This window comes from Vagococcus jeotgali, from assembly GCF_035918315.1.
GTDB lineage: Bacteria > Bacillota > Bacilli > Lactobacillales > Vagococcaceae > Vagococcus > Vagococcus jeotgali.
Genome location: NZ_CP142146.1, coordinates 1767254 through 1784398 on the forward strand (window position 1 = coordinate 1767254; position 17145 = coordinate 1784398).

The 17145-nt window shown below is 34.0% G+C and carries 18 protein-coding genes, 1 other RNA gene and 2 pseudogenes; 4 read left to right on the plus strand and 17 right to left on the minus strand.

From position 1 onward, the window contains the following. Positions 1-129: 129 nt before the first annotated feature. The 13 genes and pseudogenes from tnpA to VSF34_RS08815 form a co-directional block, all read right to left on the minus strand. Positions 130-603 (minus strand): annotated as a pseudogene (gene tnpA, locus VSF34_RS08755) (IS200/IS605 family transposase). Positions 604-869: 266 nt separating this feature from the next. After that, positions 870-1640 (minus strand): WxL domain-containing protein, encoded by a 771-nt coding sequence (locus tag VSF34_RS08760; RefSeq protein ID WP_326716927.1) that lies wholly within the window; start codon positions 1638-1640, stop codon positions 870-872. A 178-nt stretch (positions 1641-1818) separates the two neighbouring features. Next, positions 1819-2876: pseudogene (locus VSF34_RS08765) on the minus strand (IS30 family transposase). A 312-nt stretch (positions 2877-3188) separates the two neighbouring features. Further along, a complete protein-coding gene (locus tag VSF34_RS08770; protein WP_326716929.1) occupies positions 3189-3542 on the minus strand; it encodes an LPXTG cell wall anchor domain-containing protein in 354 nt (117 codons plus the stop codon). 27 nt (positions 3543-3569) lie between these two features. Then, the gene (locus VSF34_RS08775) at positions 3570-3794 is read right to left on the minus strand and encodes a hypothetical protein (RefSeq protein ID WP_326716930.1); all 225 of its coding nucleotides are present in this window, start codon (positions 3792-3794) and stop codon (positions 3570-3572) included. Continuing rightward, positions 3794-4891: a WxLIP family cell surface protein gene (locus VSF34_RS08780; RefSeq protein ID WP_326716931.1), complete on the minus strand. Its 1098-nt coding sequence runs from the start codon at positions 4889-4891 to the stop codon at positions 3794-3796. The genes VSF34_RS08775 and VSF34_RS08780 overlap by 1 nt, the downstream gene beginning before the upstream one ends. 4 nt (positions 4892-4895) lie before the next feature. After that, entirely contained in the window at positions 4896-5519 is a 624-nt protein-coding gene (locus VSF34_RS08785; protein ID WP_326716932.1) for a hypothetical protein, read from the minus strand. A gap of 29 nt (positions 5520-5548) precedes the next feature. After that, positions 5549-6580, minus strand: coding sequence for a DUF916 domain-containing protein (locus tag VSF34_RS08790; RefSeq protein ID WP_326716933.1), 1032 nt, complete (start codon positions 6578-6580; stop codon positions 5549-5551). A 142-nt stretch (positions 6581-6722) separates the two neighbouring features. Then, positions 6723-7160, minus strand: coding sequence for a D-aminoacyl-tRNA deacylase (dtd, locus tag VSF34_RS08795; RefSeq protein ID WP_326716934.1), 438 nt, complete (start codon positions 7158-7160; stop codon positions 6723-6725). 5 nt (positions 7161-7165) lie between these two features. Further along, the gene (locus VSF34_RS08800) at positions 7166-9382 is read right to left on the minus strand and encodes a RelA/SpoT family protein (protein WP_326716935.1); all 2217 of its coding nucleotides are present in this window, start codon (positions 9380-9382) and stop codon (positions 7166-7168) included. Positions 9383-9402: 20 nt separating this feature from the next. Then, positions 9403-10161 (minus strand): 16S rRNA (uracil(1498)-N(3))-methyltransferase, encoded by a 759-nt coding sequence (locus VSF34_RS08805; RefSeq protein WP_326716936.1) that lies wholly within the window; start codon positions 10159-10161, stop codon positions 9403-9405. 3 nt (positions 10162-10164) lie between these two features. Further along, positions 10165-11112, minus strand: a complete 948-nt coding sequence (gene prmA, locus VSF34_RS08810; RefSeq protein WP_326716937.1) for a 50S ribosomal protein L11 methyltransferase — start codon at positions 11110-11112, stop codon at positions 10165-10167. Positions 11113-11127: 15 nt separating this feature from the next. Continuing rightward, positions 11128-11604: a DUF3013 family protein gene (locus VSF34_RS08815; RefSeq protein WP_326716938.1), complete on the minus strand. Its 477-nt coding sequence runs from the start codon at positions 11602-11604 to the stop codon at positions 11128-11130. 116 nt (positions 11605-11720) lie between these two features. Here VSF34_RS08815 and VSF34_RS08820 point away from each other — a divergent pair, with 116 nt between their 5' ends. The 4 genes from VSF34_RS08820 (at position 11721) to VSF34_RS08830 (ending at position 14044) form a co-directional block, all read left to right on the plus strand. Further along, the gene (locus VSF34_RS08820; RefSeq protein WP_326716939.1) at positions 11721-12980 is read left to right on the plus strand and encodes a replication-associated recombination protein A; all 1260 of its coding nucleotides are present in this window, start codon (positions 11721-11723) and stop codon (positions 12978-12980) included. Positions 12981-13041: 61 nt separating this feature from the next. Continuing rightward, a non-coding RNA gene (gene ssrS, locus VSF34_RS09970) (6S RNA) lies at positions 13042-13230 on the plus strand. 70 nt (positions 13231-13300) lie between these two features. Further along, positions 13301-13558: a hypothetical protein gene (locus tag VSF34_RS08825; protein ID WP_326716940.1), complete on the plus strand. Its 258-nt coding sequence runs from the start codon at positions 13301-13303 to the stop codon at positions 13556-13558. A gap of 15 nt (positions 13559-13573) precedes the next feature. Beyond that, positions 13574-14044, plus strand: a complete 471-nt coding sequence (locus tag VSF34_RS08830; RefSeq protein WP_326716941.1) for a universal stress protein — start codon at positions 13574-13576, stop codon at positions 14042-14044. 50 nt (positions 14045-14094) lie between these two features. On the opposite strand, the gene VSF34_RS08835 is transcribed toward VSF34_RS08830, so the two are convergent. The 4 genes from VSF34_RS08835 to VSF34_RS08850 form a co-directional block, all read right to left on the minus strand. Beyond that, the gene (locus VSF34_RS08835; protein WP_326716942.1) at positions 14095-15279 is read right to left on the minus strand and encodes an acetate/propionate family kinase; all 1185 of its coding nucleotides are present in this window, start codon (positions 15277-15279) and stop codon (positions 14095-14097) included. Between the two features lie 14 nt (positions 15280-15293). Then, positions 15294-16304 (minus strand): class I SAM-dependent methyltransferase, encoded by a 1011-nt coding sequence (locus VSF34_RS08840; RefSeq protein WP_370659254.1) that lies wholly within the window; start codon positions 16302-16304, stop codon positions 15294-15296. Positions 16305-16415: 111 nt separating this feature from the next. Further along, positions 16416-16754, minus strand: a complete 339-nt coding sequence (locus VSF34_RS08845) for a hypothetical protein (RefSeq protein ID WP_326716943.1) — start codon at positions 16752-16754, stop codon at positions 16416-16418. Beyond that, the gene (locus tag VSF34_RS08850) at positions 16723-17115 is read right to left on the minus strand and encodes a competence type IV pilus minor pilin ComGF (protein ID WP_326716944.1); all 393 of its coding nucleotides are present in this window, start codon (positions 17113-17115) and stop codon (positions 16723-16725) included. Before VSF34_RS08850 ends, VSF34_RS08845 begins: the two co-directional genes overlap by 32 nt. Positions 17116-17145 lie beyond the last annotated feature (30 nt).

Here is a 17145-nt window from a genome sequence, read left to right on the forward strand (position 1 = left end):
ACCTCCAGTGTGAACTGGAGGTTTGTTCTTCGGCTGGAAGCCTCTTTTTCCGGCCTAAGCCTAAAAGGCTTACTGAATGGTTCCCCTCGTGCACCACATTTACTCGCTAATCCTAAAAGGATTACTTATTCAATTCTTTTTGTTTTTTTCTCCTGTAAATGGATCATACTCTTCAAATAACGTAAGTTGATCTGCTACATAATCTTCTTGAATTTAATTTCTTATGTATTCTTCAATTTGTTTTTTATTTCTACCAACTGTGTCTACATAATAACCTCGACACCAAAATTTTCTGTTCCCATAACGATATTTCAATTCTGCATGCCTATCAAAAATCATTAAACTACTTTTACCTTTTAAATACCCTATAAAACTAGAAACACTTAGTTTAGGTGGTATACTTACTAATATATGGATATGATCTTTACAAGCATTCGCTTCAATAATTTCAACACCTTTTCTTTCACATAGATCTCGTAATATTTCTCCTATGCTTTTTTTGTACTTTCCATAAATTATTTGGCGTCTATATTTAGGAGCAAAAACTATGTGATACTTACATTTCCATGTTGTGTGTGATAAACTTTGATTGTCCTTTTTCATAAGGAACCTCCTTGTGATTTGATAGTTTGTGGTCGGGAAACCAAATCTATCTTATCATCTTAGGAGGCTTTTTTAATACCACGCTAGAAGCTCTTTAGAACCACCTGCATAGCAGGTGGTTTTCAGTACATATAAAAAAGACCTAGAAAACAGATGTTTTCTAGATCTTCATTTTAACGGTTTTTTTCTCTCACCAACAGTAGTTGACAAAGAGCCTGTTTTTATCGTATGAGCATAATCAAACATTTTTTAGGTTAGATTAACCGTTATGGAGTAGTTGTAGAACCAGTATAAGCTTCAGATAATTTCCAAGTTACTTCACCAGTGTAGTCAGTTTGAGCTTCTGCTCCACCTTTAACTACTAAGTCGATATCAGTTAATTGAGTCACGATACCACCTTTGTAAACATTATCTCCACCTTGGATACCAAATAGGTTAACTGGATCGCCACCCATTTCTAATTCCACACTTTCAGAACGTCCATCAGCATTAGCTTTGATGAAGTCAATTCCTGGTGCGACAGCAGTTGTTACAATCTTACTATTAGTATCTGTATATGGATTTTCAGGAAACTCTAAAGGAGTACTTGCTGTAGCACCTTGTGGTAAACTAGCTTTATAGGCCATTAATTGATTCATTCTAAAATCTAGAGCACCATTTAATGTTTTAGTTGGATCGTTTGTAGCTACTAAATCACTTAATTCACCACTTAATACCCAACCAGTTTTTACTTCAGATGGTCTGTCATCATAAACGTTTAATTCACGAGCATCAGTTGCTCCAGTATTTACTACTGGGAATGCCATAGTTCCGTTTGTTGTGATTTTGTGTTTATTACCAAATTGGAATGCAGTTGGAACACCTTTTAGAGATAATCTACCTCTAGCCTCCCCTGGTTCAGTTGGGTCAGTTGTATTTGAGTCTTCTTGGAAACCAACTCCTACTTCACTAGTAGCTTCAGTAGCAGCATTTGCATTAATTCCAAGTGCTAAAACACTTGTTGCAACAAGAGCAAAACCTAAAATTTGTTTTTTCATATTATTTCCTCTCCTTATATCATATTCTTTTTTTTCTGATAAAACTACCTATCAGATAATTCAATTATATCATCTTACAAAAAAAAAATCAATTTTTTTAACTTCTAAATTGCAACATTAAGTTAGCCACTCTGGTAAAAATATCTAAATATCAGTGTTATTTTATTGAACCCCTTACTTACCAACATGTTTTGATCTTTAGATTTTGAATTTCTTCTAAAAATAATGTTGCTGGTTGTCTATAGTCTAAAATTTTACGCGGCAAAAGATTAACTTTTTCAGTAGCCAGTTGTATGAACTGCTTTGAGTAGTGACAGATAGGCGTTCCTTTCGGAACAAATTGCCGTAATAAACCATTATGTCTTTCGTTTGTTCCTCGTTCCCAAGATGAATAAGGGTGAGCAAAGTAGATATCAGTCATTTGTTGCAGAGTATCATCAAGTGAGCTAAATTCACTGCCATTATCAGCAGTAATCGATTGAAATATGCTACTAAATCGGGCTCTTCCAAACTCATATTTTAACTGTTTAATAGCGTAACTAACAGACTCTTCAGTATGATCATCTAGAACAACAGTAATCATGTAGCGAGTTTTTCTTTCAACAAGTGTAAGTAGAGCATTATCATCTTTAGATTTTGAACCAATGACACTGTCTATTTCCCAATGACCAAACTCTTGTCTAGAATCAATTTTGCTAGGTCGTTCATCAATTGATTTTCCAAGAGCTTTTTTATGCTGACGACTTCTTTTCTTTTTAGGTGATAGTCTAACTTTCATCTTGAGATGATGATTTCTGACCGGTAAAAAACCTTTATCAATATAGTTATAAAGTGTCTTAGTAGAAACAATAGGTTTATCCCAAGTCCCTAAAGACTTGATAAAGCCAACAATTGCATCTGGTGACCAATTAAAGTCTATCATTTGTTTACAAGCATAATTAATAAAATCAACAGCACTAACTAGCTTAGATTTCGAACCACAGCGTTTCCTGTTTTCTATGTATTTAGCTTGCCCCGTATCAGCAAAATAGAGTTGTTTAGGTTTCTTATTTTCTTTGATTTGCGTGGTCGTTCCTCGTTTAAGCTCATTACTTATTGTTTGATGGTGTCGGCCTAATCGTCTACCAATTTCTCTATTAGAGTCTCCCATATTATGCCAAACTTCAATAAGCTGCCTTTCCTTTAAGGAAGATGTTTATAACTAGATGTCTTTGTGTTATTCTTAATTTTCACCATGATAAAAATTCCTTTCGTTGTTGGGTAGTTACTTCAATGATACACGAATTTTTACCATGGTGTTTTTTTATTATTTTAGAGTGGCTAACTTGATTTTACAACTAAGCTTCTAAATAAACTTCTAGATTTAATGATAAAGTCATCTGTTTCGTGTTATAATTTTTATACATGAATAGCACTCCTCTTAATTTTTGTGTGGATACTTTAATTATAAAGGATAGTGCTATTTTTTTCGTCAAAAAAAGGAACAAAATCAAAAAAGATTTTGTTCCTTTTGTGTTTATTCAAGAGACTTTTGGGTCACCCTCTTTTTTATAAAGTTGCTACATCTTCAAACTCATCAAAATCTCGACCAAAGATTTGCTTCATCACGATTAAACCAATAACGATTAAAATGACACTCACACCAATTAATAGAAAAATTAAAGTTTGAATCATCTCTCCTGTTTGAGGTAAACGTCCACCACCATCTTTGGGAGGTGCTGGCTTATAAACATCCACAGGTGGCTTAGGTTTGGGATTTGGTTCTGGCTTTGGATTAGGTTTTTCTATTTCACCGATTTGAACAGAGACAGGGCTATCTGCTTCTGTCACTCCCAATACTGTCATAGGAACCATGGCCATCATTAATATTGCTATAAAGAAATATGTGCCATATTTTTTCATTAAAACACCTCCTTTAAATGCTTAGTTTTATGAAAAGACTTCAACTTGATCTTTCAGTAACATAAACAGGTAAATAATTAAACCAATATCTGCTAAAGAAAAAATCAGTAAACTAAAATTTAATAAATAATTTGTTTTTGATTTTTTTAATTTCTTAATATAAGAATGATCCTTAGGAAAGGTAATTAGAAAAATCAATAACGTAACAAAAGCAACAGCTCCAATAATATAAACCCATAAATAATTACCCATTATGCCCCTCCTTTTCTAGATGAGCTCTTTTTACGCCCAGATTGATGTTTACGGTTTGAGCCTTTTCGTTTTTGGCGTTTTAGTTGTTCACTCATCCCCTTACGACGAACAATAATCATAACTAATATGATGATTACTAGTAACACCTGTACACCTGTTACTACTTTAATCCATAAAGGAACATCGATGTTAAAAGCACTCTCATTATTAATCTTTTTGGCCTGGGCACCTGTGATTTCAAATTCTTCTTTAAAATCCCAATTATAAAAGTCATTGTTGACTTTCATTTCATAGATAAACTGACCTGTTGGAAGCTCTTGTAAACCAAAGGCCATCTCAAAGTCAAAATTACTATTTGGTGCCATTGCAGCACCATTAATTTTTTTATTCTTTATTATTTTACCAGACTTTTTGTCCTTTAGTCTAGCATCAATCGTTAATCCTTCTAGTGTTTTAGGTTCTGGGTTTTGCAGGTTGGCAATAACCATTTTTTGACCACGCACAAGTTCTGCTTTCACACCATTCATCTTTAAATCTTTACCATTATTAAATTGCTCACCATTTGAAGCAAGGATTAAACCTGTCTCTAAAGCAATATTATTTTTCATAGCGGCATCTTCGTCTTCATCAACAAGCATAAAACGAATTGATCCCATTTTCACACCCTCAAATTTTTCAGCAGGAGGTGTAATAGTAAATGTTACTACTTTTCTTTCAAAATCTTGAACTGTCAGTTTTTCCGTTTCTGGTTTCACTAGTTGAGACACTGGATTTTTTAAAGTGGGATCACTCTCACCAATTTTTTCTTGTGTTCCATAAGCAATTGTTCCTTTATTACCAGTATAAGCATCTAATACCTCCACAGCTAACGTTGCTGGGGCTTTACGATTACTCTCTACAATCACTTCAATTTTTTGTTCTTGCCCTGGTTCTACTTTTGTATAAAAGTAAGACACACTGGGATCAATTTGATTAGAATTAAAAACTGGCTTAATTTGAAAACCAATTCCCTCTTCCCTGTCGACTGCTTGAGCTGTTACGGCAGACAGACTTATCAGTGCTACTAAGAAAAACAGTCTTTTTATTAATTTCTTCATCATATTACTCCTTACCCGTCTTGCCTTCAGCTACAAAGACAACAAATTCATAGCCAGCATCTGTTTTATTTATTTCATAATCAACTCTGATTTTCTTTTTGGAATAAGTTTCTTGTTGTTCTTTCATATAATTCTTTACGGCTTCTTTTGCTTCTTGCTCCGTTTTAAACCCGTCTTTTTCATAAAGAACCTCATCTTCAAAATGTTTTTCGTTTTTATTAGATAAGATATAGATAATGAAGTTTATAACTAAGGCTAAAATAAACAGACCTAAAATAATTAACCAAAGAACTGTAGTAAAACTTGCTAATAGACTACCAATAATCGTAATAGCTAATATAATACTTAATATTTTATCTGTTTTAAATCCGCGTAAATAGCTTAAGTAGAGCATAAATACTGACACAGTCATGATAATGAAGTCAATTAAAAAATACATGTTTAACTGGCTTCCCCTAAAGCTGTATATTTCTAAAACTTGAACATCTTTTCTAGCACCTTCTGTGATAAACTCAACTGCTTCTGTGTTATAAAAATTTAGAAACATATAAGTAAATACGATTAAGGCTACAATACATATTATATTAATAATATAATACATATTATTATTTCTCTTTTCCTTATCCATATATAGCTCCTTTGATTCTTTTTACACCTTTACCTTCTCAAATGAGGCGGTGTTTTTTTATTTTTTTGTTTTAATATGACAAAGTAGACAATCAAAATAATGATAACGGCTAAAACAATCACCGTAGCTAAAATAATCACTGCTTTATTACTTTTGTTGCTCTCTTCTGGAGTATTTTCTATGATGACACTATTTTGGTCAAAGTAGAAAGGCTCCCGCCACTCTCTTGTATACCCGTCTCCCGTTTTTAAATTAATAATAGCTTCATATCTTCCCGTTTTTAACATGGGCTCTTTTAAAAATAAAGGGAACTCATACAAAGAGTTTGGGGCAATTCGTAAGCTGTCAAGACTAGCACTTGCTAATACGACTTCCTTACCAATTGGAACAACATCTACACTCATCTCTAATGCTTCAATATATTCAGGCTGAACGTTATCGATAGTAATTAAAAGAGCCGGCTCATAATTGACAAAGCTAGCTTGAACTTTTTTAAAAATCAGCTCAGAATCTACTTTATTGTCATTTTGACTCAGTCTCATACCAATTTTATAGCTGAACTCAGTCACAACTGATGGTTTTTTTGACTTGGCAAGTTTTTCTGATAATTCAATCCCACCTGCGATATAGCCATCAAATTTTTCATCTGGCATCGTGATGTCAAACTTCAACACTTTTGTCTCACCTGGTTTTAACGTGATTTGTTTTGGACCTGTTACGACATCTTGAAACTGGGTCTGTAAGCTATCAGATAATCTAGCATCAGACTTGCCATACTCGATAATCCCATTTTTATTAGTCGTAGCAGAGTTATAACTAATATCAATCTCTATAGGATCATCTTTAGAGTTATTAATCACTGTTACTTCAAGTTTATCTTTTTTTGATGGTTCTATCCTAAGATCTAAATAATCTACTTTATCATCTACTTGACTAGGTGGTTTTGTTACACTAACACTAAACCCTTCGCTACTAGCATCTACCACAATTCCTAAACCTAATAAAGACAGGGACAGAGCCATCAGAAAAAGGTAGATGATACTTAGTTTACATCGCATCATATTCCTCACATTCTGTATCATTCATTATAATCATAATTCAACCCTATCATACCATAATCCACTTAATTTATAAACCTATAAGACTAATAGATACCTAGCTATTTAAAAAATTTACCTAAATGACAGGTTTAATAACCATGTTCTATTTCTCTAAAATAATGGTGCATGGTCCATCATTTTTTATATCAAGAACCATATGTGCCCCAAATTGACCTTCAAATACCTCTAGACCAGTTTCTCTTAAACTCTTATTAAAAAAATTATATAATTTTTCAGCTTCTTTGGGATCCCCTGCTTTAGTAAAGCTTGGGCGAGTTCCTTTTTTAGTATCAGCCAAAAGAGTAAACTGAGAAATAGATAAAATTTGTCCTTCTACTTGGTGAATATCTAAATTCATCTTCCCCTCATCATCTTCAAATACTCTAAGTTTACTAATTTTATTTGCTAAATAAGTCGCAGTCTCAGTCGTATCCCCTTCCTCAACACCAACTAGTAACATATAACCAAGTCCAATACTAGCCAACTGATTGTCTTCTACACTGACACTAGAGTGAGTCACTCTTTGTAATACAACTTTCATAATCCTTACCCTTTCGTTCTTTTCACACTATAGACATCAGGTATAATCTTGATTTTGTCCACCATTTGTTCTAAGTGTGCTAAATTTTTAATCGATACTGTCAAATGAATCACTGCCATTTTATTTTTAGCAGGCTTAGCATCGATACTAATTAATTTTTTAGTACTAGCGTTGACTACAAGTAACACATCATTTAAAAGTCCTGTTCGGTTATAACCAAAAATTTCTAAATCAGCGTTATACTCTTGTTCACTATTTGCAGCAGCACTCTCCCAAGAAACATCAATTTGTCTTTCTTTAGTTTCTGGCGAATGATTCATATTAGGGCAATCCTGTCTATGAATAGATACTCCCCGCCCCTTTGTAATGTACCCCACAATATCATCTCCTGGAACAGGGTTACAACATCTACTTAGGCGAATCAATAAATTATCTGCCCCTTGAATAACGACACCACCCTCATGGCGGATAGTCATTTTATTAGTCTCTTTTTTGTGAGGTGCTTGCTTTAATAATTCCTCATTTTCCTCTTGTTGCTTTTTGATACCTCGCTCTTTACGCTCTTTTTCAGTTAAACGATTGTAAACAACTTGTGTGGTGACTTCACCAAAACCAATCGAAGCATACAGATCATCTACTTGTTGATAATTAAAGCGCTCTAGTGCATCATTTAGTTTTTCTTTACTTAAAAATTCTTTAAGTGGAAAATCATTATCCACTAACATTTTTTCAAGTTGTTGTTTCCCTTTTTCCACGTTCTCATCACGGTCACGAGTTTTAAAGAAACGCTTGATTTTATTTCTGGCTTTACTTGTGGCTACCATATTAACCCAGTCTTGACTAGGTCCAAAAGAGTTACTTGACGTTAAGACTTCAATGATATCACCATTCTTAAGTTTGTAATCAAGTGGTACCATCTTACCATTTACCTTAGCACCAGTGGTTTTATTTCCAATTTCCGTATGGATATTATACGCAAAATCAAGTGGACCAGATCCCTTAGGAAGTTCTGTCACATCCCCCTTTGGTGTAAAGACATAGACCTTATCACTAAAAATCTCACCTTTAACACTATCCATAAACTCTGATGCATCATAACTCTCATCTTGAAGTTCAATAATTTCTCTAAGCAAGCTAATTTGATTAGCATTATCATCTTTTTGTTCTTCTGTTTTACCTTCTTTATAAGCCCAATGAGCAGCCACACCAAACTCGGCGATTTGATGCATATCATGTGTTCTGATTTGTATTTCAATCGGATTACCATTGGGACCAATGACTGTCGTATGAAGTGATTGATACATATTCGTTTTAGGAACTGAAATATAGTCTTTAAATCTTCCTGGTAGTGGTTTCCATTTTGTATGAATGGCACCAAGCACAGCGTAACAATCCTTAATCGAGTCCACAATCACACGCATGGCAAGTAAATCATAAATCTCAGCAAACTCTTTTTTCTTGTCATGCATTTTTAAATAAATCGAATAAATATGTTTAGGTCTACCATAAATCTCACCATAAATACCTAATTCTTCTGTTGCTTCTGTAATTTCATTGACAGCTTGCTCTATATAGGCCTCACGCTCACCACGTTTTGATTTCATAAGATGGACAATTCGGTAATATTGTCTAGGATTTAAGTAACGAAGTGAGCGATCTTCTAGTTCCCATTTAATCAAACTAATACCTAAACGATGAGCAAGGGGAGCATAAATTTCAATGGTTTCTTTAGCAATACGTCGTTGTTTGTCTTCTCTTAGATGATGAAGCGTACGCATATTATGAACTCTATCTGCTAGTTTCACCATAATCACACGTAAATCTTGTGACATAGCAAGAAGCATCTTACGGTGATTTTCAGCTAGCTGCTCTTCATGAGATTTATATTTGATTTTTCCTAATTTAGTCACACCATCAACTAAATTGGCAACATCTGCTCCAAATTCATCTTCCAAATCTTGTAGAGTCACATCTGTATCTTCCACCACATCATGTAAAAAACCAGTGGCAACGGTGTGTGGATCCATATTTAACTCAGCTAAAATCCCTGCAACTTGGATAGGATGAATAATATATGGTTCTCCAGATTTTCTAAACTGATCAATATGGGCTTTTGTAGCATAATCACAGGCCTTCTGAACAAAAGCCACATGTTCTTCGCTCATATAGGTGGAGACCATTTTGATGACTTCTTCAGCTGTTAGATCTTTTTCTTTTGGCATCTTTTTTCTCCTCCTTTTAATTAAAGCTGTCGACGTAATTCTAATTCATAACTAATAGCTGATAAGGCATACATTGGGGCTGTCTCTGCTCTTAAAATACGAGGCCCTAACGCACAACGTACTCCGTTCACATCCTCTATTTCTTGTACTTCTTTTAGTGATAGACCACCTTCTGGTCCAAAAATAATAAGTGCTCTGTCTTTAGTATCTAAACGACTTACCACTTTAGCAAATTGACTAGCTTCTCCACTTTTTGCTGACTCTTCATAAGCAATCAGCACGTAAGTATAGTATTTAAGACTCTCTAGTAGTTCTTGATAGCTTGAGAACAACTCAATATCTGGCACAGATTGCCTATGAGACTGTTCTGCTGCTTCTTTTGCTATTTTGGATAAGCGCTCTTGTTTTTTATTTAATTTTTTATGATCCCATTTAACAACAGATGCTTGTGCTGGAAAACCAACCAATCTATCCATCCCCAGTTCTGTGGCTTTTTGGGCGACAAGTTCTAACTTATCACCTTTTGTATAACCACAGGCAATGGTTACTGAAACTGGTAATTCTTTATCCATCACTTCTTTTGATACTTCAGATAAAGTAATGGTATTACCATCAATTTCAATCACTTCTGCCACGATTGTCTGATCATTCATAAAAGATAGGTAACACTTATCTTTTAGCTTCATTCGCATCACGCGAGCTGCATGATGGTAATTTTCCTCTATTAAAGTTAAAGGATTACCTTCTATATAATCTTCTTCTAAAAAATAGCGCTGCATATCTTATTCCTCAACATTCTTTTTAACAATTAAAGCATACCAATCTTGTTGTTTACAGGTTTGATCGACTTTAAAATTATGTATTTCAAGCTCTGTTAAAACAAGAGGTAGTTTGTCTTCAATAATACCTGAAACAATTAAAGTCCCATTATCTTTTAGACAACGGTAAGCATCATCTAACATTAAAATAATAATATCTGCTAAGATATTTGCCACAATCACATCAGCACTAATATCAATACCTACTAACAGGTTATTTGCTGAAACTGATACATCTTGAGCTATAGGATTTAAATTCATATTTTCTTTAGCTTGCTTTACTGCAACTTCATCCAAATCATAAGCATGAACGTCTTTAGCTCCTAAAAACTTACTAGCAATACTTAAAACACCTGAACCTGTCCCAACATCTAGTACAATCTCTCCCCCTCTGAGTGTCACTTCAAGAGCTTGTAGTGTTAGTCTTGTTGTCGGGTGCGTCCCTGTACCAAAGGCCATACCTGGATCAAGATACATGATATGCTCGTCTTTATTATGCGGAGTATAATCTTGCCACTCCGGAACAATCGTTAAATAACGACTAATATTAACAGGGTGATAATACTTTTTCCAAGCCGTTGCCCAGTCACTTTCTTCTACTTCACTTGCAGTCACTGTATTCTCACCAATATCTAAACCAAATGTTTTAAGTTCATTTATTTTAAGTTCAATACCTGGAATGATTTCTGGTAAAAATAAAGTTTCTGGGAAATACGCTATAACTTCTGCCCCTTCTTTTCGATGTTCAAAAGTCTCTTTATCTAAAATTTCACCATACGGGTCACTCTTAAAATTAACTAAATCAAGAGAATCTTCAATAGCTACCCCATTAGCGCCTGCCTCCATTAAAATGCTAGATACTGCTTCAACTGCTTCACTTGATGTGATAACAGATAATTGATTCCATTTCATAATAATAATCTCCTTTTAATATTTCGGGTATGATACATACGTTTTATTTGGGTACTCTTTTTTTACTTGATTAAAATCTTCTTCATTCCAAATAAGCTCAAAACTTTCAATGCTCTCATCTGTTAAAAAATCCAATAAATCAACTTCACCATCTACTAATACGTCATTTAAATAAGTAGTAACTGCTTCAATTATACCTTTTTCTATGCCTTTTTTTCTATCAAAAGGAATTATAGTCAAATAATCCTCTTTACTTGGTGTTTTTTTATCTGTTGAATAAAAAACTAAGCTATCTTCAAATTCAATATAAGCTTCTTCTGATTGGACTCCTGATTCATCCTCAATCACATTGCCTTTTTTATTTTCAGCAAATAATCTAAAAAGTACTTCGATACGATGCTCTCTTACATCCCAATCAATTGCGAACTCTCTATCTCCAAATGACGTTATTAATGAGTTTTCTAAATAATCTAACATGTTTTCTTTACTCATGATTTTTTCCTCTTATACTTTCTTTTCAGTCTTTCTATTATCATACAAAAGTTCCCTACATTTGCCAATAACAATCCTATGTTATAATGAATATTATCTTCAAGGAGGGACTTAGGATGAATAAACCACTTGCTTATCGCATGCGACCTGAAAATATTGATGACGTTGTGGGTCAACAACACTTAGTTGGTGAAGGAAAAATTATTCGCCGAATGGTTGATGCTAAACAACTGACTTCCATGATTTTATATGGTCCTCCAGGTACTGGAAAAACAAGTATTGCTAGTGCTATTGCAGGATCAACTCACTATGCATTTCGTATGCTTAATGCAGCAACAGACACAAAAAAAGATTTACAAGTTGTAGTAGAAGAGGCAAAAATGAGTGGGACTGTTATTTTACTACTAGATGAAGTTCACCGCTTAGACAAGCCCAAACAAGATTTTTTATTACCACATTTAGAAAACGGACAAATTATTTTAATTGGTGCGACAACAGAAAATCCCTATATCTCGATCAATCCAGCCATTAGAAGTCGAACTCAAATTTTTGAAGTGCATTCACTCGCTCAAGAAGAGATCGAACAAGCTATTAGCACAGCTTTAAATGATCCAGAAGAAGGATTTGGAAATCTTAAGATTAATCTTGCACCTGAGGCTATGACTCATTTAACAAGAGCAACTAATGGTGACTTGAGAAGTGCGTTAAATGGACTTGAGTTAGCTGTTAAATCAACAAAACCAGATGAAGACAGTGTGATTAATTTAACTTTAGATGTTGTAGAAGAATGTGTTCAAAGAAAAGCTCTACTACATGACAAAGATGGAGATGCTCACTATGATGTTATTTCTGCCTTTCAAAAATCTATTAGAGGAAGTGATGTGGATGCGGCCCTTCATTATATGGCACGACTAGTCGAAGCTGGGGAATTGATTGTTTTATGTAGACGACTTCTTGTTACAGCATATGAAGACATTGGCTTAGCAAACCCTGGGGCTTGTGCTAGAGTCGTTTCTGCTGTTCAAGCTGCTGAAAAACTAGGGTTACCTGAAGCTAGAATTCCCCTAGCCCAAGTTGTAATTGATTTATGCTTATCTCCAAAATCTAATTCTAGCATTGAAGCCATAGATAATGCCATTCAAGATATCAGGCAAGGAAATGCTGGAGAAGTTCCTAGTCATTTGAAAGATGCTCACTATAGTGGTGCTAAAAAATTAAACCGCGGAGTTGGTTACAAATACCCTCATAATTTCCAAAATGGATGGGTTAAACAGCAATACTTACCAGATAAAATAAAAAATAAACGCTACTATATACCTAAAACAACTGGTAAATATGAATCCGCTTTAAAAAAACAACTGGAACAATTAAAGTAGATTAAAAAATCGTAACGTAATAATTGAAGAAATTATTATCCTATGTTAGTATATATATAGAAGATATCTGTGATGTGCGCAGTATCCCCATTAGTGTTGACCGAACAAATCGTTTTACCTTGGGAATTAACGTACCTTTGTCAAAAACATGCCTTGTCATTTGGTAGTTTGCGATACTGGTCAAGATTCCCACCTGCATATTTCGCGGGTTCAACCATCAGGGATACAAAACGGCATCTACGGATATTTTTTTGTTTTGCTTTCATATTTAAATAAATGCGTTTTTAGAAAAGGCTGTGATATAATTGTATCGAATTATTATGTTATTATTTGCACTTGTTCTCATATTTATTGGTATTTACTTAAACAAACAAAAAGAACAACTACTCCTGTTATTCACTCAAGATAACAGTAAAAATATATCAACTTTAGCTATTTGGTTTATCACTCTAGCTTGTATGGGTATCATCCTTGGCATCTTCATCCCCACTAAGATGATTCTTTTAGTTTATGTAGCTATTGTCTTAATCATCTCAGCTATCTTCAGTACAAAAATTGCAAACAATATGAAATCTTAAGGATAGGTGATCACTATGTTAAAACAATACAACTCAATTTTAGTCGCCGTCGATGGATCAAAAGAAGCAGAATCTGCTTTGAATAAGGCTGTTGATGTAGCTAAAAGAAACAATGCAACCTTATATATTGTACACGTCATTGACATGAGAGCTTTTGAATCAATGACATCATATGATGAAACTTTAGAAAAAGATGCTGCTAGTGAAGCAAACAAGACATTAAAAGAATACACAGACTACGCTCATAATAATGGCTTAACTGATGTGATTGATATCATTGAAGTAGGTATTCCAAAACGTGTTTTATCTAATGAGTTACAAGAGAAATATAATATTGATTTAATCATGTTAGGTGCCACAGGTCTTAATACGATGGAGAGAATCTTGATTGGCTCTGTTTCTAGCTATGTAGCTCGTCATGCAACATGTGACGTGTTGATCGTTAGAACGGATATGAATAACAACCCCATTAAATCTGACAAATAAAAAATGACTTTGGCTTATGTAACAAATAAGCCAAAGTCATTTTTATTTATTTATTTTTTTAAAGCTTCCACATCACGAGCAATCATTAATTCTTCATCTGTTGGTACTAAAAGTACTTTAACTTTAGCATCATCAGTAGAAATCACACGCTCAACACCACGAACATCATTTCTCTTAGGATCGATGTCACAACCAAACCAAGTTAAGCCATCAATAATTTCTTTACGCATGTTAATGTCATTTTCACCAATACCTGCTGTAAAGACAATAGCATCCACACCGTTCATTGTCGCTACATAATTACCAATATATTTACGAACACGGTCTGCAAAAATTTCAAGTGCAAGTTCTGCTGATGGTTTTGTAGATGCCTCTAAGTCACGCATATCACTTGATACACCTGAAAGACCTAAAAGTCCAGATTCTTTATTTAAAATGTTAATCATATCTTTAATGTCAGTTAAACCTAATTTGCCCATTAAATATTGTAAAAGTGATGGGTCAATGTCCCCTGATCTAGTTCCCATAGTAACACCTGCAAGTGGTGTGAATCCCATAGAAGTATCAACAGATTTTCCACCATCAACAGCTGTAATAGAAGCACCATTACCTAAATGACATGTAATGATTTTAGTATCCTCAATTGGTTTACCTAACATTTTTGCTGCTCTTTCAGACACATAGCGATGACTCGTTCCATGTGCACCATATTTACGAGCACCATATTTTTCATAATACTCAGTTGGAATACTATATAAATAGCTAACTTCTGGCATTGTTGTATGGAATGATGTATCAAACACCCCAACGTTTAATGTTTTTGGTAATAACTTTTGGAAAACACGGATTACTTGTGCTTCAGCTGGGTTATGTAATGGAGCAAATTCTGCTAACTCATCAACTAATAATAAAGCTTCATCATCGATAATAGCTGACTCTTTAAAATGCTCTCCACCAGCTACAATACGATGACCAGCTCCTGTAATTTCATCAAATGAGTCAATAATATTTAGTTCTGTTAATTGTTCTAATAACATATTTACAGCGATATCGTGATTTTCAATATCTTGAACAACTTCATAAGTTTCACCATCACCATATTTAATTGTAAAGATTGAATCATTTAATCCAATACGTTCTACGATTCCCTTAGCGATAACTGTTTCTTCTGGCATATTATATAATTGCCATTTTAAGCTTGAGCTACCTGCGTTAATTGCGATTGTTTTTGACATGTGTATTTCTCCTTTTAGAATATATTATCTTCGCTCCACTGGCGAAATTGACTCACAAAATTAATGACACTTTCACTATCTTTTAAAGATGGTATCTCTGCTACTAAGACTTCCTTGGCTTGTTTGGCATGCTCACCTTTGTGTTGTAGTAAGACAATTGATTTCCCTAAACTTTCTTGACTAAATAAAGAAGTTGGTAATCTCAAAATTGACTGAACATAAACACTCTCTTTTAACCACTTTGTTAAAGCAGGTGCTTGTTCTGTTTCCAAGAAATTGTTAGGTAATAAAAATAACCCAACACCATCATTTGTTACATAATTCATGCTTTGCTCCATTAATAAATGATGCGCGTAACTATGCCCATCAGCAACTGAGGTTGTAAAGTTCTTAGCTTGCTCATCATTAGTATAAAAACCAATCGGCAAATCCCCCACAACGACATCTAGCGGATCAATTGGTAAGTCACTCAAGCTATCTTTATGTATTAAAGAGACATCTAAATCAATCCAGTTTTTATCAATAGCTGCAATCTGTAGTAGTAACTCATCAGTATCAACTCCGATACCTGAGGAGGTAAAACCAGCTAAGGATAGATTAGCCAAAATAGTATACAATAAATTACCCATTCCAACACTTAGGTCTCCAATGACCACGGATTCTTTTTTATCTTTCATTAATTGCTCAATGATATAGACAAATAAAAAACCAATACTATCTGGTGTTAGTTGATGATTAGCCTGAAGTGGTTCTTCTTGTAGCCCTTTTAGTAAAGTTAGTTGAGTAATTTTTCGTTTATCTTCTTTTGATAAATCAAGCTTTGAAATTTCTTGGTATAATTTTTCTAGTTTTTCAACATCTACTGGGCTAGGAACATTATCAATAACACGGACCTTCCCATTATCTAATATGTTTTCACCATTTTCAATGTATGCATCAAAAAAAGAAGTCTCTAGTTTCTGCTGTAAAATCATCACAGACTCACTCATATACTCAAAGCCTAGCTCAATATTCGTTTGAGACAAGTTGCCCACCTCACTATTGATTTTATAAATCTCCTACCTTCCCATTTTAGCGAAAGAATGTGAATAATTCAAGGTAAACAAGCATAAAATATATTTATCAAAGGTTTCTTTTTAAGTTTCATATCTTTGCGTTTTTTTCTGTTCAAAACCACTTTTTAAATAACAGGATATACTATAAAAAGAATACTCACTTCGCTTATCAATAACAACCTCTCCTACAGTGTATGCAAGAGTTACCATTTCGCCTTTTGCTACATTTTCAGATTCTTCTTCCCCGTACTGCATTAATATGTCACATAAATAAGCATCAGTACTCACTTTCAATATATCTTGCTTATGATAATAATCATCAATGAAATAAATAAAACTAATCGTAATCATAGCCATTAAACAAATAAAAGGGGTGGCTATGCCACCCCTATAATCCCCCTTTATCCAAGAAATAAACAAATGTATCGCCTCCTGTTAAGGTTATTGTCATTTTAATCATCTCTTCGTACTCGGTAAAACCCACATCAACTACTTCTTGAATAAGCGGTTGATGGCCTGGTGTTTGTCGTAACATGTCATTGTAGTGATTATATTCTACTACATCGCTCTTATTTGGTTGAGGTTTAACAAAAAATCGTAATTTCTTCCCATCTTTGATTTCTTTAAATCGCATTTTTTTAATATCATGATCTAATTGTCTTTTACCTATTTGTAACTCAACATAATCTTTTTGATTTTCTAGAGCTTCCATCTGGGTTAGTAATGTTATAAATGGTGTCACAAATATTAATAAACTCATGGTAACTACTAAAGTTATCATACTCTCTAACAAAGTGAACCCACTGTCTTG